Source organism: Micromonospora sp. LOL_015, from assembly GCF_048060275.1.
Lineage (GTDB): Bacteria > Actinomycetota > Actinomycetes > Mycobacteriales > Micromonosporaceae > Micromonospora_E.
The window spans coordinates 89,973-116,758 of the sequence record NZ_JBHMIO010000015.1 but is presented as its reverse complement, the minus strand read 5'-3'; the positions used below and the strand labels follow the sequence as shown (position 1 = coordinate 116,758).

26 protein-coding genes are annotated in these 26,786 nt (G+C 71.8%); 10 read left to right on the top strand and 16 right to left on the bottom strand.

Annotated features, from left to right (window positions below):
• Window positions 1–224: 224 nt before the first annotated feature.
• Complete coding sequence (locus ACFHWU_RS15030; protein ID WP_416590819.1) at window positions 225–659, top strand: type II toxin-antitoxin system VapC family toxin; 435 nt, start codon at window positions 225–227, stop codon at window positions 657–659.
• Between the two features lie 103 nt (window positions 660–762).
• Here the strand turns inward: ACFHWU_RS15030 and ACFHWU_RS15025 are convergent, their stop codons facing one another.
• The 7 genes from ACFHWU_RS15025 to ACFHWU_RS14995 form a co-directional block, all read right to left on the bottom strand.
• Window positions 763–2,163, bottom strand: coding sequence for a DHA2 family efflux MFS transporter permease subunit (locus ACFHWU_RS15025; protein WP_416590818.1), 1,401 nt, complete (start codon window positions 2,161–2,163; stop codon window positions 763–765).
• Between the two features lie 5 nt (window positions 2,164–2,168).
• Window positions 2,169–3,332: an AMP-binding protein gene (locus tag ACFHWU_RS15020; protein ID WP_416590817.1), complete on the bottom strand. Its 1,164-nt coding sequence runs from the start codon at window positions 3,330–3,332 to the stop codon at window positions 2,169–2,171.
• Window positions 3,329–4,354 (bottom strand): ATP-grasp domain-containing protein, encoded by a 1,026-nt coding sequence (locus ACFHWU_RS15015; protein ID WP_416555755.1) that lies wholly within the window; start codon window positions 4,352–4,354, stop codon window positions 3,329–3,331. Before ACFHWU_RS15015 ends, ACFHWU_RS15020 begins: the two co-directional genes overlap by 4 nt.
• Before the next feature lie 73 nt (window positions 4,355–4,427).
• Window positions 4,428–5,252, bottom strand: a complete 825-nt coding sequence (locus ACFHWU_RS15010) for an alpha/beta fold hydrolase (protein WP_416555754.1) — start codon at window positions 5,250–5,252, stop codon at window positions 4,428–4,430.
• On the bottom strand, window positions 5,249–6,739 hold the full coding sequence (locus tag ACFHWU_RS15005; RefSeq protein WP_416590815.1) for a class I adenylate-forming enzyme family protein: 1,491 nt from the start codon (window positions 6,737–6,739) through the stop codon (window positions 5,249–5,251). Before ACFHWU_RS15005 ends, ACFHWU_RS15010 begins: the two co-directional genes overlap by 4 nt.
• Entirely contained in the window at window positions 6,736–7,404 is a 669-nt protein-coding gene (locus ACFHWU_RS15000) for a class I SAM-dependent methyltransferase (RefSeq protein ID WP_416590814.1), read from the bottom strand. Before ACFHWU_RS15000 ends, ACFHWU_RS15005 begins: the two co-directional genes overlap by 4 nt.
• A 267-nt stretch (window positions 7,405–7,671) precedes the next feature.
• Window positions 7,672–8,772, bottom strand: a complete 1,101-nt coding sequence (locus ACFHWU_RS14995) for a TRM11 family SAM-dependent methyltransferase (protein WP_416590813.1) — start codon at window positions 8,770–8,772, stop codon at window positions 7,672–7,674.
• A 79-nt stretch (window positions 8,773–8,851) separates the two neighbouring features.
• On the opposite strand from ACFHWU_RS14995, the gene ACFHWU_RS14990 reads away from it, so the two are divergent.
• Together ACFHWU_RS14990 and ACFHWU_RS14985 are read left to right on the top strand one after the other, a co-directional pair.
• The gene (locus ACFHWU_RS14990) at window positions 8,852–9,100 is read left to right on the top strand and encodes a DUF5522 domain-containing protein (RefSeq protein WP_416555750.1); all 249 of its coding nucleotides are present in this window, start codon (window positions 8,852–8,854) and stop codon (window positions 9,098–9,100) included.
• Window positions 9,101–9,224: 124 nt separating this feature from the next.
• Window positions 9,225–9,836 carry a hypothetical protein gene (locus tag ACFHWU_RS14985; RefSeq protein WP_416555749.1) on the top strand — a complete coding sequence of 204 codons (612 nt, stop codon included), beginning with the start codon at window positions 9,225–9,227 and terminating at the stop codon, window positions 9,834–9,836.
• Window positions 9,837–9,912: 76 nt separating this feature from the next.
• On the opposite strand, the gene ACFHWU_RS14980 is transcribed toward ACFHWU_RS14985, so the two are convergent.
• Window positions 9,913–10,638 (bottom strand): metal-dependent transcriptional regulator, encoded by a 726-nt coding sequence (locus tag ACFHWU_RS14980; RefSeq protein ID WP_416555748.1) that lies wholly within the window; start codon window positions 10,636–10,638, stop codon window positions 9,913–9,915.
• A 107-nt stretch (window positions 10,639–10,745) separates the two neighbouring features.
• On the opposite strand from ACFHWU_RS14980, the gene ACFHWU_RS14975 reads away from it, so the two are divergent.
• The 3 genes from ACFHWU_RS14975 to ACFHWU_RS14965 all read left to right on the top strand — a co-directional run bounded on the left by ACFHWU_RS14975 (window position 10,746) and on the right by ACFHWU_RS14965 (window position 15,504).
• On the top strand, window positions 10,746–11,600 hold the full coding sequence (locus ACFHWU_RS14975) for a sulfurtransferase (protein WP_416590825.1): 855 nt from the start codon (window positions 10,746–10,748) through the stop codon (window positions 11,598–11,600).
• A gap of 137 nt (window positions 11,601–11,737) precedes the next feature.
• Window positions 11,738–12,955, top strand: a complete 1,218-nt coding sequence (locus ACFHWU_RS14970) for an acetoin utilization protein AcuC (protein ID WP_416590812.1) — start codon at window positions 11,738–11,740, stop codon at window positions 12,953–12,955.
• 2 nt (window positions 12,956–12,957) lie between these two features.
• Window positions 12,958–15,504, top strand: coding sequence for a GNAT family N-acetyltransferase (locus ACFHWU_RS14965; RefSeq protein ID WP_416555745.1), 2,547 nt, complete (start codon window positions 12,958–12,960; stop codon window positions 15,502–15,504).
• A 106-nt stretch (window positions 15,505–15,610) separates the two neighbouring features.
• Here ACFHWU_RS14965 and sigB read toward each other — a convergent pair whose 3' ends face one another.
• The 3 genes from sigB to ACFHWU_RS14950 all read right to left on the bottom strand — a co-directional run bounded on the left by sigB (window position 15,611) and on the right by ACFHWU_RS14950 (window position 18,769).
• Window positions 15,611–16,588 carry an RNA polymerase sigma factor SigB gene (gene sigB, locus ACFHWU_RS14960; protein ID WP_416568411.1) on the bottom strand — a complete coding sequence of 326 codons (978 nt, stop codon included), beginning with the start codon at window positions 16,586–16,588 and terminating at the stop codon, window positions 15,611–15,613.
• A 195-nt stretch (window positions 16,589–16,783) separates the two neighbouring features.
• Entirely contained in the window at window positions 16,784–17,230 is a 447-nt protein-coding gene (dtd, locus tag ACFHWU_RS14955) for a D-aminoacyl-tRNA deacylase (protein ID WP_416555744.1), read from the bottom strand.
• Between the two features lie 54 nt (window positions 17,231–17,284).
• Entirely contained in the window at window positions 17,285–18,769 is a 1,485-nt protein-coding gene (locus ACFHWU_RS14950) for a methyltransferase (RefSeq protein ID WP_416590824.1), read from the bottom strand.
• 111 nt (window positions 18,770–18,880) lie between these two features.
• Between ACFHWU_RS14950 and ACFHWU_RS14945 the strand changes: the two genes are divergently transcribed.
• Together ACFHWU_RS14945 and ACFHWU_RS14940 are read left to right on the top strand one after the other, a co-directional pair.
• Window positions 18,881–19,456 carry an HhH-GPD-type base excision DNA repair protein gene (locus tag ACFHWU_RS14945; protein WP_416555743.1) on the top strand — a complete coding sequence of 192 codons (576 nt, stop codon included), beginning with the start codon at window positions 18,881–18,883 and terminating at the stop codon, window positions 19,454–19,456.
• Window positions 19,457–19,612: 156 nt separating this feature from the next.
• Window positions 19,613–19,975, top strand: a complete 363-nt coding sequence (locus ACFHWU_RS14940) for a DUF3099 domain-containing protein (RefSeq protein ID WP_416555742.1) — start codon at window positions 19,613–19,615, stop codon at window positions 19,973–19,975.
• On the opposite strand, the gene ACFHWU_RS14935 is transcribed toward ACFHWU_RS14940, so the two are convergent.
• Both ACFHWU_RS14935 and ACFHWU_RS14930 read right to left on the bottom strand, forming a co-directional pair.
• Window positions 19,943–20,905 carry a carbohydrate kinase family protein gene (locus tag ACFHWU_RS14935; RefSeq protein WP_416568399.1) on the bottom strand — a complete coding sequence of 321 codons (963 nt, stop codon included), beginning with the start codon at window positions 20,903–20,905 and terminating at the stop codon, window positions 19,943–19,945. The genes ACFHWU_RS14940 and ACFHWU_RS14935 overlap by 33 nt on opposite strands.
• Complete coding sequence (locus ACFHWU_RS14930; RefSeq protein ID WP_416555740.1) at window positions 20,902–21,903, bottom strand: pseudouridine-5'-phosphate glycosidase; 1,002 nt, start codon at window positions 21,901–21,903, stop codon at window positions 20,902–20,904. Before ACFHWU_RS14930 ends, ACFHWU_RS14935 begins: the two co-directional genes overlap by 4 nt.
• Window positions 21,904–21,993: 90 nt before the next feature.
• Here ACFHWU_RS14930 and ACFHWU_RS14925 point away from each other — a divergent pair, with 90 nt between their 5' ends.
• Window positions 21,994–22,218, top strand: a complete 225-nt coding sequence (locus tag ACFHWU_RS14925; protein ID WP_416555739.1) for a DUF3039 domain-containing protein — start codon at window positions 21,994–21,996, stop codon at window positions 22,216–22,218.
• 162 nt (window positions 22,219–22,380) lie between these two features.
• Window positions 22,381–24,093, top strand: a complete 1,713-nt coding sequence (locus ACFHWU_RS14920) for a DEAD/DEAH box helicase (protein ID WP_416555769.1) — start codon at window positions 22,381–22,383, stop codon at window positions 24,091–24,093.
• 16 nt (window positions 24,094–24,109) lie between these two features.
• Here the strand turns inward: ACFHWU_RS14920 and ACFHWU_RS14915 are convergent, their stop codons facing one another.
• The 3 genes from ACFHWU_RS14915 to ACFHWU_RS14905 form a co-directional block, all read right to left on the bottom strand.
• Window positions 24,110–24,316, bottom strand: coding sequence for a hypothetical protein (locus ACFHWU_RS14915; RefSeq protein WP_416590811.1), 207 nt, complete (start codon window positions 24,314–24,316; stop codon window positions 24,110–24,112).
• Window positions 24,317–24,493: 177 nt separating this feature from the next.
• A complete protein-coding gene (locus ACFHWU_RS14910; RefSeq protein ID WP_123604458.1) occupies window positions 24,494–24,724 on the bottom strand; it encodes a DUF7455 domain-containing protein in 231 nt (76 codons plus the stop codon).
• A 242-nt stretch (window positions 24,725–24,966) separates the two neighbouring features.
• Window positions 24,967–26,655, bottom strand: a complete 1,689-nt coding sequence (locus tag ACFHWU_RS14905) for an RNA polymerase sigma factor (RefSeq protein WP_416568398.1) — start codon at window positions 26,653–26,655, stop codon at window positions 24,967–24,969.
• Window positions 26,656–26,786 lie beyond the last annotated feature (131 nt).

Here is a 26,786-nt window from a genome sequence, read left to right as displayed (position 1 = left end):
ACACCCCCCGGATCATGCGTACGACAGGGGCATTCAGTCATACCGAGCCGGGCGACCGAGCCGTCCCCGGCTGGGGACGATCAAAAAGGTAACGGGGAGTTCAGCCAGTACGTGACCGAAGCGGTTGCTCGACAGCTTTTGGATCTCATCGGGGAGCTTTCGGATCTCCTCCGCTCGGAGCACGGACCTGTGCCACCTGACGCGTTGGACGAGGCGAGGGCGTCATGGCCAGACGGGCGGTAGGAACAGGTGGCACGCTGGTACTCGACAGCGAAGGCCTGGTAAAGCTCTCACAGGGCGACAACAAGTCGAGGGCCTTCCTGGAGGCGGCCCGGGAACGCGGCGCCAGGGTCGTGGCGAGTGCTGTCACGCTGACGGAGGTCCTTCGAGGTGGGCCGCGTGATGCCCGCCTCCACAGGGTGCTGTCGAGGATCGTGGTGCAGCCGGTGAGCCCGCAGATCGGCAGGCGGGCAGGCGAACTTCTCGGAGCGACCGGGCTGTCGGGGCACCGTTGTGCCACCGACGCGGTGGTTGCCGTTACCGCTTTGGAGATGCCGCGTCTCGTCGTGCTGCTGACCAGCGACCCGGACGACATGAACCGCCTCGTCGAGGAGCTGGACCGGCCGAAGGCGCAGCGGGTCGTGGTGGTGCACGTTTGACGGCTCACGTCGCGCTGCGGATAGATTACCTGGGATCTGCGCGCCGAGGCGTCACGCCGGTGGCGAAGTCAGTGGGCCACGGTCAGGCCGGCGACGACCACCGTCACGGTTGCGATGTCGTCCTGGTCAGGTTCGGGCCGGCCGCCAGGCAGGCGATACCGCCCAGCACGGCCACCCCGACCAGCAGCAGCATCGCCGCGCGGGCCGCCCCGACGGTGACCTCGCCGATCTGACTGTGCAGCAGGGTGCCGACGGCGGCGGCACCCAGCATCGAACCGATCTGCAACGAGGTGATCAGCACCCCGGACGCGGCGCCGGCCTGCTGCTGCTCGACATCGGACAACGCGACCACCGCCAGCGGGGTGAACAGGAACGCGTTGCCGACGCCGATGACGCACATCGGTGCGACGAACGCCGTCCACGTCGCACCGTCGCGCATCTCGATCGCCGCCCACGCCATGCCGGCGACGGTGGCCACCGCGCCGACCAGCAGCAGGTAGCGTCCCTGGACCCGGTCGGCGAGTCTGCCGGCCACCGGGTCCAGCAGGGTGGAGAACAGCGACGCCGGCACGATCATCAGCCCGGCGGCCCACGCGTCGAGACCGAGCGCCTGCTGGAAGTACAGCGACAGCACCAGCACCAGGCCGATGACGGTGCCGGAGGTGGTCAGCGAGAAGCCGTTCATCAGCGGGAAGTTGCGTCGCCGGAACAGCGCGAACGGCACCAGCGGCTCCCGGTCCTGACGGCGGCGCTGCTGCGTGAGGAAGGCCGCCACGAACAGCCCGGACCCGCCGAGCGTCGCCCAGATGCCGGCGTTCCAGCCGTACCGTTCGCCCTGGCTGATGCCGAACGCCAGGCAGAACAACGCCGCTGAGGCCAGCACCACACCGGGCACGTCGAGCCGGCGGCGGACGCGTTGCGCGACCTCGGGTAGCACCAGCCGGCCGACTACGAGCATCAGCAACCCGAGCGGTAGGTTCAGCCAGAAGATCCACCGCCAGTCGAGGCTGCTGACCAGCACCCCGCCGGCAGCCGGTCCGCTGATCGCGGCGATCCCGCCGACCGCGCCCCGGATGCCGAACGCCGTGCCCCGGCGGTCCGGGGGAAAGGCCTCCATCAGCAGGGCGAGGGTCTGCGGGGTGAGTAGCGCCGCGCCGAGGCCCTGGACCGCGCGGGCGGCGATCAGCTGGCCGGGCCCCTGCGCCAGGCCCGCCGCGACACTGGCGACGGTGAAGACGGCGACCCCGAGCAGGAAGATCCGCCGCCGACCGTAGAGGTCACCGAGCCGGCCGGCGGTGATCAGGGCCATCGCCAGCAGGAAGATGTAGGCGCTCAGCGACCACACCACCTGGTCGGCGGACGCGTCGAGATCGGCCATGATGCTCGGCACCGCGACGGCGAGCACCGCCACGTCGAGCTGGGTGAGGAAGTACGCCAGCGACAGGACGGCCAGCACCGCCCACGGGTTGCCGCGCAGTTTCGCCAGCAGCTTCGGCTCGCTCACGGTCGTCATTCGCTCGGTTCCAGCCAGATCATCGGCGGGATCTTGTTGGTGCGGTCCACCCGGCGCAGCCGCGGCACCTGCTCGACGGCGACCGCTGTGGGATGGTGCTGGACGATGACGCCCAGGTCGTAGAACTGGTGCAGCAGCCGGGTGCGTACCGCCGCCGGGTCGGCGTCTCCGGTGTAGTCCACGGTCACCGCGCTGACCGAGTGGCGCTCGCCGGCGGCCCGCCGCCGCAGCAGCAGCTGTGCGTCGCGTACTCCTGGTGCGGCGCGGACGATGTCCAGCACCGTACCGATGCCGACCAGCGCGCCGTGCAGCTTGATCGCGTCGTCGGCGCGGCCCAGCACCCGCAGCGCGTCCGGTCGGCCGCAGCCGCAGGCCGCCGCAGCGACCCGGTCGCCGAGCCGGTACCGCACAGTCGGCACCGTCCAGCCGTCACCAACTCTGGACAGCAGGGCGCCGGCGTCGTCGAGCTCGAGCACCTGGTCGGGCATCAGGTGCAGCACCGAGGGGTCGCAGGCCGGGGTGTTCGTGGCGATGACGTACGTTTCGACCGAGCCGTAGTTGCCCCAGAGCTGGACCTGCGGGAACGCCTTCCGCACGATGGTCGCCTTCTCCTCGGTCCACGGCTCGGCCATCCAGATGATCTTCTCGATCGGGGTGGCCGCGCCCGCGTCGAGTACGCCCCGGGCCAGGTCGGCCAGGGCCGTCGGGGTGCCGGCTACCGCGTTGCCGCCGAGCCGACGCAGGGTCGGCAGCCAGCCGTCGACCTCCTCCGGGGTGATCGGACCGAACGGTGCCACGTCGGCGCCGCAGCGTCCGGCCAGCTCCTGCATGTAGTAGTGCGACGCCCATAGCCGGCCGGGGGTGAACAGGTTGAGCAGGAGGTCACCGCCGACCAGCGGTCGCCACTGCCGCAGCAGCCGGTCGAGGGCCTGGTGGTACGCCACATAGGTGAGCTTCGGCTGCCCGGTGGTGCCGCCGCTGGACAGCAGCAGCGCACCGGTCCGTCGGGTCACCGCGTGCGAGACGGCGAAGATTTCGTCCGGTCCGGTGACCGGCAGGTCTGCGAGTCCGGCGGCGGTGTCCGGCACGGCCGGGGCACCGGCGGCGGCGTTGCGTCGGGCCTGGTCGCGCAGCGCGTCCCAGGGCACCGCGCCGATCACCCCGGCCGCCGGCGCGACTGGTCGTCACCGGCGGCGTGCCACCGGGCGAATCCGGCGAGGTACGCCTCGAACCGGGCCCGCACGATCGCCCGGGCGGCGGCGTCCTGCTCGGGAATGCCGTTGAACGCGACCGCGCCGTCGAGTTCGATCTCCGATACCCAGTGCCGCTCGCCGTCGAAGAGGAAGTCCAGCGTGAAGTACGGCGTGGGCAGCCGTTCGGCGACGTAGGCGACGGTGTCGGCGAGCTCCGGCGGCAGAGCGGAGTAGCCGCGTTCGTGTCGGCCGCCGCTGGCCTTGGTGACGGCCAGGCAGTAGCCGTCCTTGTAGCCGTACAGCACGGTGTGTGCCTGCCCGTCGACGACGTACACCCGCTGTTCGCGTACCACCTTGAGGTAGGGCTGGGCGACCAGCGCGGTGTCCGAGCCACCGGCGAGTCCGATAAGACCTTTCAGGTCGTTCATGTTGTGCACCACCGAGATGCCCAGGCCCATGCCCCAGTAGGCGGGTTTGACGATCAACGGGAACGGCAGCGCGGCGAGCGCGGCGTCGCTGCGGCCGACCATCGCCTCTCGACCACTGCCCACCCGGATCGTCGGCAGCAGCGGGATCGGACTGCCGGCCAGGTGCACCACGCTGGCCAGCTTGTCCTCGCCGATGTAGGACAGTGCTGGTGGGATCGGCAGGTAGAAGCCGAGCCGGTCCAGGATGGTGAACAGGAACACCTGGTTGCACACGTCCTGGGTCTGGTGCGGCAGGGAGTAAAGCGAGGTGACGAAGATGGTGTCGGCCGGGGTGACCGGCGCACCGTTGAGCCAGACTCTGGGCTGGCCCGGGTCGGTCGCGTCGACCGCGACCTCCTCGGGCTTGTTCACCGTGAACTCAAGGCCCAGGTCGGCGGCGATTTCCTGGTACGGCCCCCAGACCGCGTCCTGCTCGGCCTGCCGTAGCCAGGCGGTGCCCCGGTCGGGGTAGATCCAGCTGAGGCGCCGCGCCGTACTGGGCGCGGCCGTGCGATCGGTCAATGCCCTCTCCCTTGCGGTGTGGTGCGGGTCCTCGGCCGGTGGGTCCGCGTCGGCTGGGTCCCGGGCGGATGGCTCAGGTGGCCACCGGGTGGTCGACGAAGGTCGACACGAGGTCCGCGAACCGGTCAGGTTCCTCGACGAACGGCAGATGGCCGCTGCCGGTGAACACCTCCAGCCGGGACGCCGGTATCGCCGAGCGCAGCCACTCGCCGACGTCGCCGGGGTAGACCTGGCTGTGCGCTCCGTGGACGAGCAGGGTCGGTACGCTGATCCGGCGCAGTCGCTCGCGCCAGTCCACGGTGAGCGCCTCGGCGAGCAGCGCCCGTACGGCGTCCGGGTCGCACCGGCGGGTCTGGTCGATGAGGCCGGCCAGCGTCGCCGGGTCGGGCTCGGTGCCGGCGGCGAACGAGCCGCGGATCAGCCCGGCGGCGAAGACGGGGTAGTCGCCGGTCACGCTGGCCAGGACGGCGTCGGCCCCGGCGGCGTCGAGGTTGCCGAAGGCCGCGTACGGCCAGTCGTCGTCACGCAGCAGCCGTGGGGTCTGCTCGACCGACACCAGGGCCCGGATCCGCGCAACCCCGAACTGCTCCAGGTAGCCGTAGGCCACGGTCGCGCCGAGCGACCAGCCCAGCAGGGTGACGTCGGTCAGGTCGAGCTTCTCGATGGTGGTGTGCAGGTCCTCGGCGGCGCGGGTGAGGTTGGCCGGTCGGTCGGCGGTGGCGTTGTCGCCGTGTCCGGGCAGTTCGACGACGACCACCCGGTGCCGGGTGGCGAGCCGGGCCACCGCCTCGGCGAAGAACCCGGCAGTGGCGGCCAGCCCGGGCACCATGACCAGGGTCGGTCCGTGTCCGCGCGTGACCAGGGCCGGTCCGTGACCGCGGTCCGGGTGCCGGGTCATCGGCTGCCCCCCGCCAGCCCGAGCCGGGTGCGGAGCAACGGTTTGTCGATCTTGCCGACCGGGGTACGGGGCATCGCGGCGACGAGGTGCACCGATCCGGTCAGCCCGTGCCGGGCGAGCAGTTCCTCGACGGCCTTGACGGCCTCGTCGTCGGAGTGCCCGTCTGCCGGGGCGACGGCCACGGCGACCGCGTCGCGGTAGTCGCCGGGGTGCACGGCCAGACTGACGGCCTGTGCCACTGCCTCGGCCGTGGCGAGTTGCTCGTCGAGCACCGGTGCCAGCATCGGCCCGTCCCGGGTGGCCAGCGTCTCGGACACCCGGCCCAGGATTCGGTAGCCGCCCCGTGGGGTGCGTTCGGCAACGTCCCCGGTCCAGAACTCGGGCCGGCGGAAGGTACGGGCGTTGGCTTGCGGCGCGTTGACGTACCCCTCGCTGGTGCAGTCCGAGTAGAGGACCAGCTCCCCGACGTCGGGGTGGCCGGGCATGAAGGGTTCCAGCCGGGTGCCGACCCCACGGACCGGGACCATGGCGGTGCCGGTCTGCGGTACGTCGTCCATGTTGCCCAGCGCCAGGCCGAACTCGGTCGAGCCGTAGATCTGCCGGATGTGTACGCCGAGCACGTCGGCGGCGTCCCGGACGATCGTCGGGCTGAGATAGGCACCACCGCACAGCGGGCGGCGCAGCGCCGGCAGCGGGAACCGGCCCTGGCGCCGGGCGGCGGCGACCAGGTCGGCGTAGTGCTGCGGCAGGGCGCTGGTCACGGTCGCCTGGTGGGCGGCTAGTTGGGTCAGCAGCGTGCCGGTCGGCGCGTGCGGGTCGGCGAGCACCAGTTGCGCGCCGGACAGCAGTGCCGCGAACACGTGCAGGTCGGTGGCGTGTGCCACGTCGAGGGTGTGACGGCAGAAGAAGACGTCGTCGGGACGGATCCCGGTGTCGGCCAGCCAGCGGCGCCGTTCGGCGACGAAGCGGTCCTGCCGCCAGGCCATCATCTTCGGGAAGCCAGTCGAACCGGAGGTCCACAGTAGCCGAAAGATGGCGGTGGCCGCCGAGGCGGTGGAGTCCGCGGTGGGCTGCGCGGTGGGCTCTGGCCGGGGCGTCGGGGCGGTCAGCGTGTCGAGGTCGACAGTGGCCGGGCCGTCGGCGGGGATCCGGCGGTGCCCGTCGGTGACCAGCAGGGCGGGGCGTGCCCGGTCGAGAGCGGTCCGCACCCCGGCGTCGTCGAAGTTCGCCATCAGCGGTACGTAGCGGGCACCGAGCCGGGCCACCGCCAGGATCAGGCAGACGTACCCGATGCTGTTGCGCAGCACCACGGCGACGGTGTCGCCAGCCGCGACGCCGTGCGCGGGGAGGCCGGCGGCGACCCGGTCGGTCGTCTCGACGAGTTCGCGGTACGTCACAAACGCGCCGCCGGTGGTGCGTACCGCCACGGCCTCGGGTCGACGGCTGGCCACCTCGCGGACGGCCTGGTAGAGCCCGGCAGCGGTCACGACGCCAGCCACCCGGCGTAGGTGGCGAATCGCCAGTCCTTGGTCAGACAGTCCACGGTGTCGAAGCCGGCGGCGCGGAGCCAGCCGAGTTGAGTTTCGACGTCGATGCAGATGTCGTGCTTCATCCGTTCGCGGCCGGCCGCCCATTCGTCGGCAGGCGTTCCGGCGGCGTGTACGTGGTCTTCGTGCTGCCGGTCGTACATCTGCTCCAGTCGCGGTGTGGGCGCGAGGACCTGCTCGACGTTGACGAAGATCCCACCCGGCCGCAAAATGCCGGGTAGGCGACCGAACAGCGTTTGTTTTTCGTGATGCTCGAGGTGGTGGATAGCTAGGCCGGAAACAACTGCGTCGTATGGTCCTATCGGCAGCGGATCCATCAGTCCCTGAACGGAAAAACTGACTTGATGAGCACTGTTGAACCGTTGTTTTGCCTGTGCGAGCATCCGCTCGGAATGGTCTACGAGAGTGATCGTTGCTTCGGGGATGCGGGCGATCAGCGCTGCGCTGAGCAGCCCGGTCCCTGCGCCCAGATCCAGGATCCGTGCGTGGCCCGGCACCGACATCTGTACCGCGCTGGACGCGCTGTCGTACAACAGGTCGAACGACGGGATGAGTTGACGCCGCAGTGCATCGTAGGTAGTGGGATTCCACAGCTCGAAGGTCACGATAATCCCCCCGTGGGTCACCGGTCGACGTTTTTGTGGCACTGGCATCGGATGCTGGATATACGGTGTTCTGCTGAGCCGACACATTGTCGGATGGTGATTCCTGTGGTGCGCGTATCTGCTTGCCGGCATGCGCTATTCAGAAAGTATCAAGGAGTGGCGGAGCAATGAAGAGATCGGTCAATATCAAAGTGTGATGCTGGTCACATTGTCGATCGTGTTGTCCGTTTTTGACGAACTGTCGATCGTGTCAGTAATCTGCGTTTGTCAGGCTCTTTGGGCCACGATCAGGTCCCGGACGATCGCCTGGTCGACCCGATGGGCGAAGCCGCCGTACCCCGGACCGTCGGCCACTTCCAGGCCCGCCTTGACCAGCAGCGCGGCCAGATCGTCGCGGGCGGCGACCAGGGTGTTCCAGGAGATACCGAGCGCCCCGCCGGGGCGCAGCAGGGCCACCCACTCCGGCAACGCCTCAGCCAGCAGACCCAACGGATCGCGGGTCAACCGGCCCGCTTGACCGCGGGTGCCGTGCTGCACCCCGTACGGCGCGTCGGTGACGATCGCGTCGAAGCTGCCGGCCCGGAACACCTGCCGGCTGCGGCGGGTGTCCGCGTGCACCATCGTCAGGTCGACGATTCGCCCGGCCCGGTGGTCGTCCTTGCTGGCCGCCAGGGTGACCGCCAGCCGTCGGCCCAGTACGGCCCGGTTGCGCCGCACCGGGGTGATCTCGGCCGAGTGCTTGAGCCGCTTGTGCTTCAACCAGGTACGGATGAAGTTGGCGTACACCTCGAAGTCCTTGCCGTCGATCTCCACCCCGGCGGCGTGCCAGCCGTACATCATCGCCTGGTTGAGCGTGGTGCCCCGGCCGCACATCGGATCGAGGACCCGCAGCGGCGGCGAGTCCGGGCCGAGCGGCCCGGCCGCCGCTCCGACGGTAACGGCGGTCCCGCTGGTCCCGCCGGTCCCAGCGGCACCGGCCCGGTCGGTCGTGGCCAGCGCGGTCACGTTCAACAGCAGTCTGGTGAACTGCTCATTGGTCTTGCCGGCGTACTTCGGGATGGTGATCAGGTCGCTGTCGAAGCGGTCCCGGCCGGTCACCTCCAGTGGCCGCAGCAGGTCGCCGTCGCGGGCGAAGAACGCGTACCGGGCGGACAGGTTGGCCAGCACGGACAGGTCCCGGTCGGTCAGATCGACACCGGTGAAGGTGACGTACGGCAGCCCGCCGATCGTGGTGATCGTGATGTCGGCGAGCCGGCCGTCGAGAGCTCTGTCGCCGAAGACGGTCAGCTCAGCGGCGGCCAGCCCGACCGCCGACTCGGCGTACACCCGGTTCGCCGACGGGTGGATCAGCAGGGCGTACGCGGTCATCGGCGGTCCATTCGGTCAGGCGGGTGCGGGTGGGACCCACGAGTGTTACCACACCGGCGGCCTGCGTAAGGTCACCGGCATGGCACGGCAGCGGGGGCGGCGTCTGCCGCTGGCGGACCGCCCGCTCACTGAACCGCATTTGGCGCGGCTGCCGGCCGACCACCCGCACCGGGCGGCGGTGCTGGCCGCACACGCGGCAGCGCTCGACGCCGGCGAGGCCGGTTACCTGGATCCGGGCACCGGGCTGTTCGTGCTGACCGCGGCGTTCCTGGCCCACCGGGGCACCTGCTGTGGCCAGGGTTGCCGGCACTGCCCGTATCTGGGGTGATTCCGGGGAATTCCTACGCGGCGCGGTCGGTGCGGGTGGCGGGCTTTCGCGGCGGCGGCGGAACCCGTACGGTGTGCGACGAACAATCCGCCTTTTTCGGCCGGCCTGACCGTGGGAGGTCACTGTGGGCGTTCGGTTGCGCCTGTCCGGCGCCGGGCTGATCCTGCTGCTGTTCGCCGCCGGCTGCTCCGACCGGGCGGTGGCCACCGAGAACCCCGCCCCGGACGATCCGGCCCAGGCCAGTCCGTCGCCGAGCCCGGTCGAGCCGTACCCGGAGGTGCCCCGTCCGCCGGCTGCCGAGTCCGGCGGGGCATGCCGGGTGTTCGACTTCGACGTGGTCGAGCAGACCGTCGGGTTCCGGTTCGAGGTGGCGGCGGCCAACAAGCACGACAAGACGCAGTCGTGCGTGCTGCGGCCGGCCGAGGAGCCACTGCCGGACCTGATGGTCTCCATCTCGGACACCAGGGCGAGCGCGTCGGTCTTCGCCGACGACGTCGCCCCGGTCGGTGCCAAGGAGATCAAGGATCTCGGCAAGGCCGCCTACTGGATCCCGGTCAAGCCGGACCCCGACACTGGGTACGGGGCGGCGCTGGAGGTCAACTGGATCACCGGGGACCCGAAACTGATCAGCCTGCGCTGGACGTTCGCCCCCGGTGACGACGAACTGTCCGCCGTGGAACTGGCGCCCAAGATGGTCGAGCTGGCCCGGGTGGTGCACGACAACCGCAAGAAGTGACCGGCCGGCCGTGCCGGGGCACCGCCGGCCGGGTCGCGCCCAGGGCGGTCGCGCCGACCGGCGGAGCGCCGGTTGCTCAGGCGGCCGCGCCGGCCAGCGACCGACCGTGGTCGGCGGCCGCGACGAACACCCGGGACGCGACCTCGCGCGGCAGGTGGATCTTGTCGCCGGACCGGTCGATGGTCACCCCGTCGCGTTCCTGCGCGACGGTGACCGTCGCCCCTGGGTCCACCCCGGCGGCGTGCAACTGGCGGAGCACGTCGGCGTTGGTCTGCACGCTCTCGCAGATCCGGCGGACCACGACCGTGCCGGTCAGGCCGGGGAACGCCAGATTGCGCTCGGTGTCCGGGCCGATGTCCGGATTGGTCAGCTTTGTCGGTCCGTCACCCAGCGCGTCCAGGCCGGGGATCGGGTTGCCGTACGGCGACCGGGTCGGCCGGTTGAGCAGGTCGTAGACCTTCTTCTCGACCGCGTCGCTCATCACGTGCTCCCAACGGCAGGCCTCCTCGTGGGCCTCCTCGTAGGGCATGCCGATGACGTTGACCAGCAGCAGCTCGGCGAGCCGGTGCTTACGCATCACCGAGACCGCTTGGGCCCGGCCCAGCTCGGTGAGTCGTAAGTTTCGGTCGTCCTCGATGGTGAGCAGCCCGTCGCGCTCCATCCGGGCGACCGTCTGGCTGACGGTGGGGCCGCTCTGGTGCAGCCGCTCGGCGATCCTGGCACGCAGCGGCGGCACCGACTCTTCCTCGAGCTCAAGTATGGTGCGCAAATACATCTCTGTGGTATCGACAAGATCATTCACGGTCAGCTGCCCTCCAGTGTTCAATCCTACCTTGCAGCACCGATAACCAGCCGGAACGGACGATCGGCAAGGGACAGGAGTAGCCCCGCATGGTGTTGACTGGGATGGTGTTCGATACCGCAGACCCTACCGTCGCCGTCACCGAACTCGCCGCCGCGCTGGCCGGTGGGCGACCGCCGACCCTGCTGGACGTGCGCTGGCGGCTCGTCGGCCCGCCGGGCCGCGACGACTACGTCGCCGCCCACCTGCCCGGCGCGGTCTTCGTCGACCTGGACGCCGACCTGTGCGGCCCACCGGGCGCCGGTGGCCGGCACCCGCTGCCCGACCCGGCACCGCTGCAGCGGACGTTGCGCCGAGCCGGGGTGCGCGCCGGGTGGCCGGTCGTCGTCTACGACGGTGGCGACGGTCTCGCCGCCGCCCGCGCCTGGTGGACGCTGCGCTGGGCCGGGCACCGGCCGACCTGGATGCTTGATGGCGGCTACCCCGCCTGGCTGGCGGCCGGCCGACCGGTCACCGCCGACGTGCCGGCACCGCCGCCCGGCGACGTGACCGTACGCCCGGGAGGTATGCCGGTGCTCGACGCCGCCGCCGCCGGCCGGCTACCCCGGCAGGGTGGGCTGCTGATCGACGTCCGCGTCGACGCCCGGTACCGGGGCGAGCATGAGCCGGTCGACCCGGTGGCCGGGCACATCCCCGGCGCGGTCAACCTGCCGACCACGCTGCACCTCGACGATGCCGGGCTGCTGCGCGACGCCGGGATGCTGCGGGACCGGTTCACCGGTGCCGGGCTGCGCCCGCAGGACCCGGTCGCGGCGTACTGCGGGTCGGGGGTGACCGCCGCGCACACGGTGCTCGCCCTGCACCGCGTTGGCCGCACCGATGCGGCGCTGTATCCCGGATCGTGGAGCGAGTGGATCACCGACCCGGCCCGACCGGTCGCCACCGGCGCGGACCCCGGCTGACCCGGTCTGCTGCCGGCCGGGCTGACCCGGGGTCCGCTGCCTGCCGGGCTGACTGGCCGGGCCGGGCGGCCGGGCACGCGGGCACGGGGTCGGCAGGTGCGTGCGACGATGGCCAGATGTCGGACGGGACGAGGCAGATGTCGGACGGGACGGACCAGGCACGGGCGGCGGGCGGTACCGACGCGACGCTGGTGGTCTGGGACGAGCGCCTGCTGGCGTACGACCTCGGTGACCATCCGCTGGACCCGGTACGGGTCGAGCTGACGATCGCGTTGGCCCGCGAGTACGGCCTGCTGGACCGCCCCGGGGTGCGGCTGGGCGCCCCGGAGCCGGCCGACGACGTGGCGCTCACCCGGGTGCACCGGGCTGACTACCTCGACGCCGTCCGGGTCGCGCACGACGACCCGTTCTTCTCCGGGTACGGCCTCGGCACCCCCGACAATCCGACGTTTGCCGGGATGCACGACGCCAGCGCGCTGGTCGCCGGTGCCACGATGGCTGCCGCCGAGGCGGTCTGGCGCGGCGACGTACGGCGGGCGGTCAATGTCTCGGGCGGGCTGCACCACGCGATGCCCGGCCGGGCCGCCGGGTTCTGCGTCTACAACGACCCGGCAGTGGCGATCGCCCGGCTGCTGGACCTCGGCGCCGAACGCATCGCGTACGTTGATATCGACGTGCATCACGGCGACGGGGTGCAGGAGATCTTCTACGACGACCCGCGGGTGCTCACCGTCAGCCTGCACGAAACGCCGCTGGCGCTGTTCCCCGGCACCGGATTCCCCGACGAGGTGGGCGGCCCCGGCGCGCAGGGCAGTGCGGTGAACGTCGCGCTGCCGTCCGGCACCGCCGACCGGGGCTGGCTGCGCGCGTTCCACGCCGTGGTGCCGTCGCTGCTGCGGGCCTTCCGGCCGCAGCTGCTCGTCACCCAGTGCGGGGCGGACGCGCACCGGCTCGACCCGCTGGCCGACCTGGGGCTCAGCGTCGACGGTCAGCGGGCCGCGTACCTGGCGCTGCGGGCCCTCGCCGATGAGCACTGCGGCGGCCGCTGGGTCGCCACCGGTGGCGGCGGGTACGCGCTGGTCGAGGTGGTGCCCCGGGCCTGGACCCATCTGCTGGCGATCGCCACCGGCGCGCCGATCGACCTGGCCACGCTGACCCCACCCCGGTGGCGGGAGCTGGCCGCCGCCCGCTGCCCCGGCCGACAGGTCCCGCTGCGGATGACCGACGAGGCCGACCTGAACTTCCAGCCGTGGCAGCCGGCCGGTGACCCGGACCCGATCGACCGGGCGATCATGGCGACCCGCCGGGCCGTCTTCCCCCTGCACGGACTCGATCCGCACGACCCCCGGGACTGACCATGGACCGATCGGCTGACGTGCTGCTGCGCGACGGCACCACCGTCCACCTGCGGCAAATCCGCCCGGACGACGCCGACGCGATCGTCGCGATGCACGCCCGGTTCTCCGACCGCACCCGCTACCTGCGGTACTTCTCCCCGTACCCGCGGATCCCCGACCGCGACCTGGCGCGCTTCGTCAACGTCGACCACCACGACCGGGAGGCGTTCGTGGTGGTCTCCGGTGACCGGATCTTCGCGGTCGGCCGCTACGACCGGATGGGTCCGGGCTCAGCCGAAGCCGAGGTCGCCTTCGTCGTCGAGGACACCCACCAGGGCCGGGGCGTCGGTTCGGTGCTGTTGGAGCATCTCGCCGCCGCCGCCCGATCCGAGGGCGTCACCTCGTTCGTCGCCGAGGTGCTGCCGGTCAACGCGCCGATGCTGCGGGTCTTCGCCGACGCCGGCTTCCAGGTCCGCCGCCGGTACGCCGACGGCGTGGTCCACCTGAGCTTTCCGATCGCCCCGACGGAGGCGTCCCTGCAGGTGCAGTGGAGCCGGGAACACAGCGCCGAGGCCCGGTCGATCGCCCGGCTGCTGACCCCGCGGGGAGTCGCCGTCTACGGCGCCAGCGCCACCGGCCAGGGGGTCGGCGCGGCCGTCCTCGGCCATCTGCGCGACGGCGGGTTCACCGGGGACGTGGTCCCGGTACATCCGGCGGTGGACCGCATCGGCGGGCTGCCCGCTCACCGTCGGGCGGCCGACGCCGGCAACCCGGTCGACCTGGCGGTCGTCGCGGTGGCGCCGGACGCGGTGCCGGCCGTGGTCGCCGATGCCGCCGCCGCCGGCGCCCACGGCGTCGTGGTCATCTCGGCCGGCTTCGCCGAGTCCGGCCCGGCCGGCGCCGCCGCCCAGCGGGAACTGATCCGTACGGCGCACGTGGCCGGGCTGCGGGTGGTCGGACCGAACTGTCTCGGCGTGGCCAACACCGACCCTCGGATCCGGCTCAACGCGACGCTGGCGCCGCAGCTTCCGCCGGCCGGCCGGGTCGGCTTTTTCAGCCAGTCCGGTGCGCTCGGCGTGGCGTTGCTCGCCGAGGCGGACCGGCGTGGGCTCGGGTTGTCGACGTTCGTGTCGGCCGGCAACCGGGCCGACGTCTCCGGCAACGACCTGCTGCAGTACTGGCAGGACGACCCCGGCACCGACGTGATCCTGCTGTACCTGGAGACGTTCGGCAATCCCCGCAAGTTTGCCCGGCTGACCCGCCGGATCGGGCGCACCAAGCCGGTGGTGGCGTTGGCCCCCGGCGCCGGCCCGGTGGCACCCGTCGAGCTGGGCCCGGACGCCGCCGCGGTGACCCGGCTGTTCGCCCGGTCCGGGGTGATCCGGGTCGACACGGTCGCGGAGATGTTCGACGTCGGTACCCTGCTGGCCAATCAGCCGCTGCCGGTGGGCCGGCGGGTGGCCGTGGTCGGCAACTCGTCGGCGTTGACCATGCTGGCTGCGGCGGCCTGCCGGGCGCAGCGGCTCACCGTGGCGGCCGACTACCCACGTACCGTTGCGCCCGAAGCCGGCGCGCACGAGTTCGCCGACGCGCTCGCCGACGCTGCCGTCGATGCCGCCGTGGACGCCCTGGTGGTGGTGTTCGCGCCGCCGTTGCCCAACCAGTTGGCGGACGAGGACGCCGACTTCACCTCGGCGTTGGCCAGCGTCGCACTCGCCGGTGACAAGCCGACGGTCGCGACGCTGCTGGTCGGCCAGCCGCCGGCCGGAGTGCCGACCTACCCGTCGGTGGAGGAGTCGGTCCGGGCGCTGGCCCGGGTCGCCGACTACGCCGACTGGCTGCGCGAGCCGCCCGGTACGGTGCCGGACCTGGCCGGGATCGACCCGGCTGTGGCCGGTGCCGCGCTGACCGTCGACCCGGCCGACCCGGTCGGGCTGCTCGCCGGGTACGGCATCGAGGTGGTCGACTCGATCCCGGCCGCCTCGGTCGACCAGGCGGTGGCCGCCGCGCTGCGGCTGGGCCTGCCGGTCGTGCTCAAGGCCGCCGCGGACGGACTGCGACACCGGTTGGACCTCGGCGCGGTACGGCTCGATCTGGCCAACGTGGACGCGGTGGAACGGGCGTACCGTGACGTCGCGGCCCAGTTCGGCGCGCAGGTGCTGATCCAACGGATGGTGCCACCCGGCGTTGCCTGCGTGGTCGAGTCGACCACCGACCCCACCTTCGGCCCGGTGGTCGGTTTCGGGCTGGGCGGCGTAGCGACCGATCTGCTGGGTGACCGGGCCTGGCGGGCCGCGCCGCTGACCGACCGGGACGCGGCCGGGCTGGTCGACGAACCTCGGGCGGCACCGCTGCTGTCCGGCTATCGGGGAGCCGGCCCAGTGGACCGGGCCGCCCTGGTCGATCTGCTGCTACGGGTGGGGCGGCTCGCCGACGAACAGCCGCAGGTTCACCGGTTACGGCTCAACCCGGTGCTGGCCCGGCCGGACGGGCTGGCGGTGCTGCACGCCAGCGTCGTGGCCGGTCCGCCGGACGCCCGCCCGGACACCGGCCCGCGCCGGCTGTGACCGCACCAGACGGCCGCGCCGGCGGTGACCGTCTTGACGTCGCGCGGCCGGTCGGAGCCCCTGCTCCGACCGGCCGCCGCCCCCGATGCGCCGGCTGTCCCCCCGGTCAGCCGGCGTACGTCTCCAGCCGCTGCGCCCGCGACGGATGCCGCAACTTGAGCAGCGTGACCTTCTCGATCTGTCGGATCCGCTCCCGGGACAGGCCGAACTCCCGGCCCACCTCGTCGAGGGTGCGCTGCCGGCCGTCGTCCAGCCCGAACCGCAGCCGGATCACCGCCTGCTCCCGCTGGGACAAGGTGGACAGGACGATCTCCACCTCGTTGCGCAGCTTGCCCTCGGACGCGGATTCCCCGCCCTGCTCGCGCGGGTCGACGGCGGCGACGAAGTCGCCGAGGGCGCTCTCGCCGTCCTCGCCGACGGTCTGGTCCAGGCTGACCGGCTCCCGGTCGTAGGAGATGAGCTCGATCACCTGGAATTCGGGCACCGACATGGCGGCGGCGATGTCGCCGATCGTCGGCTCCCGCCCCAGCGTCGCCGACAGGTCACGGCGAGCCCGTACCATCCGGTTGACCTGCTCGACCATGTGTACCGGGATCCGAATGGTGCGGGCCTGGTCGGCCATGGCACGGGTGATGGCCTGGCGGATCCACCAGGTGGCGTAGGTGGAGAACTTGTAGCCCTTGGCGTAGTCGAACTTCTCGACGGCCCGGATCAGGCCGAGGTTGCCCTCCTGGATCAGGTCGAGGAAGGCCATCCCCCGACCGGTGTACCGCTTCGCGATGCTGACCACCAGCCGCAGGTTCGCCTCCAGCAGGTGGTCCTTGGCGGCGCGGCCCTCGGCGGCGACGACGTCCAGGTCGGCGCGCAACTGCGCGGACAGCCGGTCGGGCCCGGCGAGCTTCTCCTCGGCGAACAGCCCGGCCTCGATCCGCTTGGCCAGCAGCACCTCCTGTACGGCGGTGAGCAGCTTGGTGCGTCCGATCCCGTTCAGGTATGCGCGGACCAGATCGGCCGAAGCGCCGCGGTCGTCGGTGGCGTCAAGGTCGTGCTGACCGTCGGTGGTGACCTGGACGGTGGTGTCGATGTCGTCTTCGATGGTACGCGTGACCACTCTCAGTCGCCTCCCCGCGTCGACAAGTGGTGAGCCAGCAGCGGAGTGCCGCTGGTGACAACCAGCTTGCCGGGTAGGGCGTGAAGTCACGGTTAGCCGGGGGCCAGGTGGCATGAATTCGGGACCTGACCGTTGCTGCACACCGCTTGGCGGTTGCTGACAGTGACGTCACAGTTCCAGAAGGATGGTCTGCGGTCCGATGTTGACGCTCTCCACCTGCATGTGCGCCCGGAACCGTCCGGTGCGTACCGTCGCGCCGCGCGCGGCCAGCGCCTCGACCACCGCCGTGACCAGCGGCTCGGCCAGCTCCGCCGGGGCGGCGGCGGACCAGCTCGGCCGTCGTCCCCGGCGCGCGTCGCCGTACAAGGTGAACTGGCTGACCACCAGGACCGGCGCGGCCAGCTGCGCGGCAGAGCGCTCGGCGGAGCCTTCGCCGGCCGGGTCCGGCGGGAAGATCCGCAGCTCGTAGACCTTGCGGGCCATCTCGGCGGCGGTCGAGCCCGTGTCGGTGTGGGTCACCCCGAGCAGCACCAGCAGGCCGGGGCCGATCGCCGCGACCACCTCGCCGTCGACCGTCACCGAGGCCCGACCGACCGTCTGTACCACCGCCCGCATACCGGCCAGCCTGCCAGACCGGTCAGCCGGTCAGCCGGTCACACCCGCCGCCGGTTACTCCGGCAGCAGGATGCCGCGTTCGACCAGCCGGGCCAGGACCGGCACGGCGGCGTCGGCGAGCTCCTGCTCGGGTACGTCGTGCGCGAGCGCCAGCAGCGACAACTGCTCGCGCATCGGCAACCGGCCGTCGCACCCGCCGACCACCGCCAGCACCAGCGGATCGATCTCCTCGGTCCAGCGCAGCCCACCGGTCAACGTGACGGTCTGCCGGTCGACCGCCCAGCCATCGTCGCCGATGCCGGCCTCCTGCTGCAGCCGCAGCCCGTCGGCGGTCCGGTAGCGGGCGTCGAGCAGACCGGAGGCATCACGGGCGCGCAGCCAGTCCTGCCGGGTGAACCACTCGTCGACCCGGTCGCCCAGCGGCGGTGCCACCTGCTGGCGCAGCTCCTCGACCCGGACCACCGGGTCGGCGTGTCCGCTGCGGCGCAGGGTGACCAGGCCGAAGCCGACTGCCTCGACCTTCTGCGCGTCGAACCAGTCGAGCCAGGCGGCCGCCCGGTGCGCGTCCGGGCCCTCGCTGGCGTCGGCCAGCCAGAGATTGACGTAGGAGACCGGGTCGGCCACCTCCCGCTGGATCACCCAGCCGTCCAGCCCGGTACCGGCCAACCAGCCCGCGACCCGTTCGGTCCAGTCCTCCCCGGCGACGTGCATCCAGTTCGCCAGGTAGTGCATCGTACCGCCGTCGGTGAGCAGGTCCGGGGCGGCGGCCGCGAGCTCGGCACAGATTCCGTCGCCGATCCGGCCCGAGTCGCGGTAGGTGTGGGTGGCGGTGCCCGGCCCGACCACGAACGGCGGGTTGCTGACCACGAGGTCGAACCGGCGACCGGCGACCGGCGCGGTCAGGTCACCGTGCAGCAGTTCCCACCGTTGGCCGTTGAGCGCGGCGGTGGTGGCGGCGAACCGCAGCGCCCGGGCCGACAGGTCGGTCGCGGTGACGCGGTCGGCGTGGCCAGCCAGGTGCAGCGCCTGTACGCCGCAGCCGGTGCCGAGATCCAGCGCCGCGCCGACCGACCGCCGGTGCACCGCACCGGCCAGGGTGGTCGACGAGCCCCCGACGCCGAGGACGTGATCGGCGGCGAGTGGCTGGCCCGCCCGCAGGTGCGACGGCACGTCCGAAATCACCCACCAGGCGTCGCCGTACGGCTCCAGGTCGACGCCCTGCCGCAGTCCGGGTCCGTCCGGTGACTGCTCCACCAGCCCGGCGGCGAGCGCGTCGGCCAGCGGCAGCGGCGCCAGTGCGGCGGCGACCGTGTCGGCCGGCTCGGTCTGGGCGCAGACGAACAGGCGGATCAGGGTGGCGAGCGGATCACCGTCGGCGGTGCGCCGCAGCGCTTCCCGGTGGTCGTTGCGGGCCACTGCGGAGGTGGCCTGCGGCCCCAACCGCTCGGCGATCCCGGTCGAGGTGAACCGGGCCGCGGTCAGCGCGGTCCGCAACTGGTCGATCCCGGCCGCGTCGAGCAGCGCGGGGAAATTGGTCATGTCGTCGGTCACGTTGCCATCCTGCCCGGTCACCTGACTAATCCTGGCCCATCCTGCCCGGCGGGGCGGGTCGTCGCCGGGCGATCTGCTCCGATCCGGCAGGATACGCGGATGAGCCTTTCGCTGCCCATCGACGCGGACGCCAACGAATTGCTGCGGCGCAGCCCACTGGCGCTGGTCGTCGCGATGGTCCTGGATCAGCAGGTGCCGCTGGAGCGCGCCTTCTCCGCGCCGTACGACCTGGGTCTGCGGCTGGGGCACCAGCCGGACGCCCGCGAAATCGCCGAGTACGACCCCGAGGAGCTGATCGCGGTCTTCGCCCAGCGCCCGGCGCTGCACCGGTTCCCGAAGGCGATGGCTGCCCGGGTGCAGCAGGTCTGCCGGATCGTCGTCGACCGGTATGACAACGACCCGGCCCGAATCTGGACCGAGGCTCCGGACGGGGCGACCGCACTGGCCCGGATCAGCGGGCTGCCCGGCTTCGGCAAGCAGAAGGCGCAGATTTTCCTGGCGCTGCTGGGCAAGCGGTACGGCGTTCAGCCGACAGGCTGGCGGGAGGCGGCCGGCGAGTTCGGTCGGGACGGGGTGCACGTCTCGGTGGCCGACATCGTCGACGAGGACTCCCTGGTCCGGGTACGGGAGCACAAGCAGCAGATGAAGGCGGCTGCGAAGGCGGCCAAGGGCTGAGCGGCCAAGGGCTGATCAGCCGCGCCCCGCCGGTCACGTTCGCCGGCCGGTATGCGGGCCATCCACTTGCCGGTAATCGGTCACGTCTGCGGCCGGGCGTTGGGCGACGTACGCCGGCAGGTGCGACGATGGCAGCAGGCGACACGAGGAGGCACGGTGCGACGGACTGCTGGGCAACCGACCGTGATCACCGACGCCGAACCTAGCCCGGGAGACCAACTGCGCGGCCGGCAACGTCGGTATGTGCTGATGATGTCGATCCGGGGCATCTGTCTGATCGTCGGCGCGGTCCTGGTGACCAGCGAGGCGCCGTTGCTCTGGCTGTGGCTGCCGATCTGCGCGGTCGGGATGATCCTGGTGCCGTGGCTGGCCGTGCTGCTCGCCAACGACCGGCCGCCGAAGGACCGGCACCGGATGCGCAACCAGTGGCTTCAGCACACTCCACGGGGCGGCCCACCGCAGGTCGGCGCGGTGCCGACCACGCCGTCACCGGTCCGCGTCATCGACGTCGAACCCTGACCCGCCGCGGCGAACCGGCCGGGCACCGATCACCCCGACCGCTGTCGCGCCCGCCCGTCCGGCGGCGGCCAGTGCGGTCACCGGATCATCGCCGGCGAGCCAGGCGGCGAGTAGCCCTGCGGCGAAGGCGTCACCGGCACCGGTGGGGTCGACCACCGGCACGGTCGTCGCCGCCGCCGACACCACCGTTGCCGGTTCGTGCCAGACGGCTCCGCCGGAGCCCCGCTTGACCACGAGCCGCCGGACCGGCGCCGGGGTCGGCAGTCCGTCGGCCAGCCCCAGCGCCGTGGCCTCGTCGAGGTTGGCCAGCAGCAGGTCAGTCCCGCGTACCCAGTCGAGGAACCTCGCCGGTCCGGCGTCCAGCAACGGAGCCGCCGACGCCGCGTCGACGCTGGTCGACATGCCGTGCGACCGGGCGGCGACCAGCGCGTGCCGGCCGGCCTCCCGGCTGTGCGGGTGCAGCAGCGGGTAGCCGGACAGGTGCAGGTGTGTCGCGTCGGGAAACAGCGCCACGGCATCGTCGACGTCACCGGCTCGCAGCGACAGGTTGGCACCTCGGTCGGCGACCATCGACCGCTGCTCACCGTGGGCCAGCACGATCACCGTGCCGGTCGCTGTGCCCGGGCAGCGCCGTACCGCCAGGTCGACCCCGGCCTCGGCCAGCTCGGCCAGCCGGATGTCTCCGAGGTCGTCGTCGCCCGCCGCCGCCACCAACGTCACTGGTACGCCCTGCGAGGCCAGCCAGGCTGCGGTGTTGGCGGCCTGGCCACCGCCGGTGAACCGGATCCCGCCCGCCGTGTCCGTGCCGGCCGCCAGCGGTGTGGTGAGCACAGCCACCACGTCGGTGACCAGGTCGCCGACGACCAGGACCCGGCCCGGGCTCGGCCGACCAGTGGCCGGGCCGACGTCGGTCAGCCTGCGGCCGGTCACCCCGCCGTGCCGGTCGGCTCTGCGGCGCCGACGAACTCCGCCGCGTGGGCGGCCTCCGCCACCGCCGCCGCCACGGCAATCCGCCCGGCGAGGTCGGCGTTGCGCAGGATGATCCGGATGTTCACCGCCAGGCTGGCACCGGCGGTAGCCGAGTGGAAGTGCGCCAGCAGGAACGGGGTGACCTCCTTGCCGGTGACGCCCGCCTCGGCCATCCGGGCCAGCCCGGTGGCCAGCGTGGTGTCGTGCAGACCCGGATCCAGTTGCTCCTGCTGCGGCAGCGGATTCGCCACCACCAGCGCGCCCCCGCCGAAGCCGTGTCGACGCCGGGCCCGGATCACCTCGGCGACGTGTTCCGGCGAGTCGAGCGACCAGTGCAGGTCGTGGCCGCTGTCGGTGACGAAGAAGCCGGGGAACCGCCGGCTGCGGTAGCCGGCGACGGCCACGCCGAGGGTTTCCAGCCGCTCCAGGGTGGCCGCCACGTCCAGGATCGATTTCACCCCGGCGCAGACCACGGTGATCGGCGTACCGGCCAGGGTGACCAGGTCAGCCGACTCGTCGAAGGTCTGCGCCGCCTCCCGGTGCACCCCGCCGAGCCCGCCGGTGGCGAACACGCCGATCCCGGCCGCCGCCGCGACCACACTGGTGGCGGCGACCGTCGTCGCCCCGTCCACGCCGCTCGCCGCGGCCAGCGCCAGGTCCCGGGCGGAGAGCTTGGCGACGGTGTCGGAGCCGGCCAGCCGGGTGAGCTCGGCGTCGTCCAGCCCGACCACCAGCCGCCCGCCGAGCATGCCGATGGTCGCCGGCACCGCGCCGGTTGCCCGTACTGCGGCCTCGATCTCGCGGGCGACCCGCAGATTGTCGGGTCGCGGCAGGCCGTGTGCGATGATGGTGCTTTCCAGGGCGACGATGGCCCGTCCGTCCCGGCGGGCGTCGGCCACCTCGGCGCCGTACTGGATGTCGTAGTGCAACGGCCCGATACGGCCTGCGGTTTCTGCCATGATCACCACGGTACGGGGCGGGGGTCGCGCCGGACGTTGGACCCGTACGCCACAAACTGCCAAACTCTCAGCCTGGAGGTGGGAGACGACGTGACTACCGAGGTTCTTGAGCGTCCCGAGGTCAAGGATGCCGACGCCGACAACGGCCCGGAGATGTTCCACTACGTCCGCAAGGACAAGATCGCCGAGAGCGCCGTCATGGGCACCTTCGTGATCGCACTGTGCGGCGAACGCTTCCCGGTGACCCGTACGCCGAGACCCGGATCACCCGTCTGCCCCCGGTGCAAGGAGATCTACGAGTTGATGACCGGCTGAGTCGGACTCCGATCGGCCTTCGCGTCCACCGGCCGCGAGGGCCTTTTCGTGGCCGTCGACTGCACTCCGGTCACGGCCGCCGGCCGGGCGGGTAGACGGTTCCGTGATCGCCGGCTGGTCTGGACCCGATCACGGGGGAAAGGGGTTCGCGTGCCGACCACCATGCCGACGGTCGACACGTTCCCGGCGCTGCGCGGTTGGCAGCGCCGGGCACTGGTGGAGTATCTGCGCCGGCGCAGCGAGGACTTCCTCGCCGTCGCCACGCCGGGTGCCGGTAAGACCACGTTCGCGCTGCGGATCGCGGCCGAGTTGCTGGCCGACGGCACCGTCGAGGCGGTCACCGTGGTCGCACCGACCGAGCACCTGAAGACCCAGTGGGCGGCGGCGGCCGGCCGGGTCGGCATCCAGCTCGACGCCGCGTTCCGCAACGCCGACCTGCACTCGGCCGCCGACTTTCACGGCGCGGTGGTCACCTATGCCCAGGTCGGGATGGCCCCCCAGGTGCACCGGCGGCGCACGATGACCCGGCGGACGCTGGTCATCCTCGACGAGATCCACCACGCCGGTGACTCCCGGTCCTGGGGCGACGGGATCAAGGCCGCGTTCGAGCCGGCCGTCCGCCGGCTGATGCTCACCGGTACGCCGTTCCGCTCGGACGACAACCCGATCCCGTTCGTGCGTTACGAAGCTGGCGGCGACGGCCTGCCGAGGTCCCGGGCGGACAGCATCTACGGCTACTCCGACGCGCTGCGCGACGGGGTGGTCCGGCCGGTGCTGTTCCTGGCCTACTCGGGGGAGACCCGGTGGCGGACCAGCGCCGGGGACGAACTCGCCGCCCGGCTGGGCGAGCCGATGACCCAGGACCTCATCGCCCAGGCCTGGCGGACCGCGCTGGATCCGGCCGGCGACTGGATGCCGGCGGTGCTGCGCGCGGCCGACGCCCGGCTCACCTTCCTGCGTGACGGCGGCATGTCCGACGCCGGTGGTCTGGTCATCGCCAGCGATCAGGCGGCGGCCCGCTCGTACGCCCGACTGCTGGAGCGACTGACCGGGGAGAAGGCCGCGGTGGTGCTCTCCGACGACGCCGGCGCGTCGGCCCGGATCGCCACGTTCGCCCGGTCCGAGCAGCGCTGGATGGTGGCGGTCCGGATGGTCTCCGAAGGGGTGGACGTCCCCCGGCTGGCCGTCGGCGTGTACGCGACCAGCGCCTCGACGCCGCTGTACTTCGCCCAGGCGATCGGCCGGTTCGTCCGGGCCCGCCGGCCGGGGGAGTCGGCGACGGTGTTCCTGCCGAGCGTCCCGCACCTGCTCGGGCTGGCCAGTGAGATGGAGGCCGAGCGGGACCATGTGATCGGGGCGGCCAAGAAGCGGGAGGGCTTCGACGACGACCTGCTGGAGCGTGCCCAGCGCAACGAGCAGGCCAGCGGGGAGCTGGAAAAGCGGTTCGAGGCGTTGTCGGCCACCGCCGAGCTGGACCAGGTGATCTTCGACGGCGCCTCGTTTGGTACCGGGGCCCAGGCCGGCACCGCCGAGGAGGAGGAGTACCTCGGCCTGCCCGGCCTGCTCACCCCCGATCAGGTCACGGTGCTGCTGAACCGTAGGCAGGCCGAGCAGGTCGCGGCGCAGCGGCGGGCCCGGTCGACGGAGCAACCGGTACCCGCCGCCCGGCCGGCGGAACGGCCACCGACCGCCGGGGAGCGTCGGATCACCCTGCGCCGTCAGCTGAACGCCCTGGTCGCCGCGCACCACCACCGCACCGGGCTGCCGCACGGCAAAATTCACGCCGAGTTGCGGCGGCGGTGCGGCGGCCCGCCGAGCGCGCAGGCCACCATCGAGCAGCTGGAGGAGCGGATCGCGATGGTGCAGACGCTGTGACCCGGGTAGGTCCCGGTCAGCCGGTCACCAGCAGGTGGTCGAGATTCTCGTATCCCTCGCGGACGCCGTGCTCCATCCCGCTGGCCAGCATCTGGTCGCGGGTGACCAGGTTCTCGACCAGCGACAGTACGGTGATCCGGGTGCCGCCGTCCGGCAGGTCCTCGAAGGTGGCGGTGTCCAGGCTGACCCCGTCGGGCACCCCGTCGTAGGTGGAAGTCTGCACCAGCTCCTCCGCGCGTTGGCGGTACCGGTCGAGTCACCGGGACACCAGGTCGAAGACCTCGGCTTCCAGGTGGCAGGGCCGCCGCAGGGCGTCCTGGCTGGCGTGGCCAAAAGAAGGGCTGGGCCCCACCGTCCGGTGGGGCCCAGCCGTCGTCGCTGTCCAGGTGGTCTCGTCGTGTCAGTTGGCCATCAGATCGGCGCCACGCCAAGTGAACTCAGGGTCGGCCTTGAACTGCACCGCGATCTTGACGAGATCGTCGGCGTACTTGTTGGCGTGGTGTCCGCAGAACACCAACTCGCTGCCGCCCGCCAAGGTCACCCGTAGTTTGCCGGCCGCGTTGCACCGGTCGCACCGTTCATCGGCGCCTAGGGCATCCACCGTCTCCGGAGGCGTGAGAGTCGGGGTCATCGCCTTCCTCCTCTGGTCGTCACCGATGAACACACTCTTCGGTCTGTCACCCATCGTCCAACACCGGCGGGGGTCCCCGCCTTCCCGATGTGCCCCCGGGGGACCGGGCTCACACCTGGTAGGCACAGTGTGCCGTGAACCAAGGGTGCCACGTCAACGATCACCGCCGGGTAACGTTGTGATGACCTGGGCTTGGTAGACACCAAGTGACCAAAGTTACACATTCGGTTGTCCTGAATCGGTCAGTCCAAGTAGTCCCGGAGCACCTGTGAACGTGACGGGTGTCGCAACTTGGACATCGTCTTGGACTCGATCTGGCGGATCCGTTCCCGGGTTACCCCGTAGACCTGTCCGATCTCGTCCAGCGTCCGCGGCTGCCCGTCGGTGAGACCGAACCGCAACCTGACCACCCCGGCTTCGCGTTCCGACAGGGTCTGCAGCACCTGCTGCAGCTGGTCCTGCAGCAACGAGAAGGAGACCGCGTCCACCGCCACCACGGCTTCGGAGTCCTCGATGAAGTCACCGAGTTGGCTGTCGCCCTCGTCGCCAATGGTCTGGTCCAGCGAGATGGGCTCCCGGGCGTACTGCTGAATCTCCAGCACCTTCTCCGGTGTGATGTCCATCTCCTTGGCCAGCTCCTCCGGCGTGGGCTCACGGCCCAGGTCCTGCAGCAGCTCGCGTTGGATACGACCCAGCTTGTTGATCACCTCGACCATGTGCACCGGGATCCGAATGGTGCGGGCCTGGTCGGCCATGGCACGGGTGATGGCCTGGCGGATCCACCAGGTGGCGTAGGTGGAGAACTTGTAGCCCTTGGCGTAGTCGAACTTCTCGACGGCCCGGATCAGGCCGAGGTTGCCCTCCTGGATCAGGTCGAGGAAGGCCATCCCCCGACCGGTGTACCGCTTGGCCAGCGAGACCACCAGTCGCAGGTTTGCCTCCAGCAGGTGGTTCTTGGCCCGCTCCCCGTCTCGGGAGATCCAGCCCAGGTCCCGGGTCAGCTGGGTGGGCATCTTCTGGTCGCTCTCGTCGGCGGCCCGCAGTCGCTCCGCCGCGTACAGCCCGGCCTCGATCCGCTTGGCCAGCTCGACTTCCTGCTCGGCGTTGAGCAGCGGCACCTTGCCGATCTGCTTCAGGTACGCCCGGACCGAGTCGGCCGAGGCGGTCAGCTCGGCGTCCCGGCGGGCCTGCTTGAGCGCCTCGGACTCCTCGTCGTCCCACTCGAAGTCGTTGTCCCGGGTGGCGTCGGCCTCGGCCGCCTGGGCGAGCTCGGCCGGCTCCTCCACCACGACGTCCTCAATCTCTGCCGCCAGTGTCTCCGGATCGATCTCCTCGTCCGGCGCGTCCGGCTTGCTGCCGTCCTTCGCGGTGGCCTTGCCCGCCTTGGCCGGGGCCTTGCCGGCTGGCGTGGCGCCGGCGGCCTTGGCCGGGGCACCACCACCGGCCGCCTTGGCGGCCCGGGTCCGGGTGCTCTTCGGCGCGGGCTTCGCGGCGGGCTTGGCCGCCGGCTCCGGGGCCGGGGTGCCGTTCTGCGCTGCGGCTGGCACCGCCGCCGTGGTGGCCTTGCGGGTGGTGGCCTTCTTCGCCGGCACGGCCACCGCCGGGGCCGGCTCGTCGGGGCCCGGCGCCTGTTTCGGGGCGGTCGGGGCCCGACGGGTGGTCTTGGCCGTGGTGGCTTTGGACGCCGGGGTGGCGGACCGGGCCGCGGCGACCCGGCGTCGGGTACTGGCCGAGCCGTCCACGACGACGGTGACTCCGGCGTCGGCGAGCGCGCGGAGAATCTTCTTGGCTTGGGCCGGAGTCACTTCGGCGGACTCAACCGTCCGTGCGACCTCGGCCGACGTTAGCTGACCGCCGGCCTGTTCGGCATGGGCGATCAGGGTGTCGGTTAGCGAGCGTACGTCGGCGCCGGTGTGGCGGAGTTCTGTCACGAATGACCTTCCGGAGGCGATGAACGAGCACGGCCGGACCGGCCACCGCAGCGCGGAGCGACGTGCCGGTTGTGATTGTGTCCCCCCGCGACCGCTCCACCGGCCGGACCGGCTGACCGTGACACGAGGGC

Excerpts from the sequence above, each read along its gene's own strand:
- ACFHWU_RS15030 (WP_416590819.1), top strand. The coding sequence starts at position 225 with ATGGCCAGACGGGCGGTAGGAACAGGTGGCACGCTGGTACTCGACAGC.
- ACFHWU_RS15010 (WP_416555754.1), bottom strand. The coding sequence starts at position 5,252 with ATGACCCGGCACCCGGACCGCGGTCACGGACCGGCCCTGGTCACGCGC.
- ACFHWU_RS14995 (WP_416590813.1), bottom strand. The coding sequence starts at position 8,772 with ATGACCGCGTACGCCCTGCTGATCCACCCGTCGGCGAACCGGGTGTAC.
- ACFHWU_RS14990 (WP_416555750.1), top strand. The coding sequence starts at position 8,852 with ATGGCACGGCAGCGGGGGCGGCGTCTGCCGCTGGCGGACCGCCCGCTC.
- ACFHWU_RS14970 (WP_416590812.1), top strand. The coding sequence starts at position 11,738 with ATGTCGGACGGGACGGACCAGGCACGGGCGGCGGGCGGTACCGACGCG.
- ACFHWU_RS14965 (WP_416555745.1), top strand. The coding sequence starts at position 12,958 with ATGGACCGATCGGCTGACGTGCTGCTGCGCGACGGCACCACCGTCCAC.
- dtd (WP_416555744.1), bottom strand. The coding sequence starts at position 17,230 with ATGCGGGCGGTGGTACAGACGGTCGGTCGGGCCTCGGTGACGGTCGAC.
- ACFHWU_RS14950 (WP_416590824.1), bottom strand. The coding sequence starts at position 18,769 with ATGACCAATTTCCCCGCGCTGCTCGACGCGGCCGGGATCGACCAGTTG.
- ACFHWU_RS14945 (WP_416555743.1), top strand. The coding sequence starts at position 18,881 with ATGAGCCTTTCGCTGCCCATCGACGCGGACGCCAACGAATTGCTGCGG.
- ACFHWU_RS14930 (WP_416555740.1), bottom strand. The coding sequence starts at position 21,903 with ATGGCAGAAACCGCAGGCCGTATCGGGCCGTTGCACTACGACATCCAG.
- ACFHWU_RS14920 (WP_416555769.1), top strand. The coding sequence starts at position 22,381 with ATGCCGACGGTCGACACGTTCCCGGCGCTGCGCGGTTGGCAGCGCCGG.
- ACFHWU_RS14910 (WP_123604458.1), bottom strand. The coding sequence starts at position 24,724 with ATGACCCCGACTCTCACGCCTCCGGAGACGGTGGATGCCCTAGGCGCC.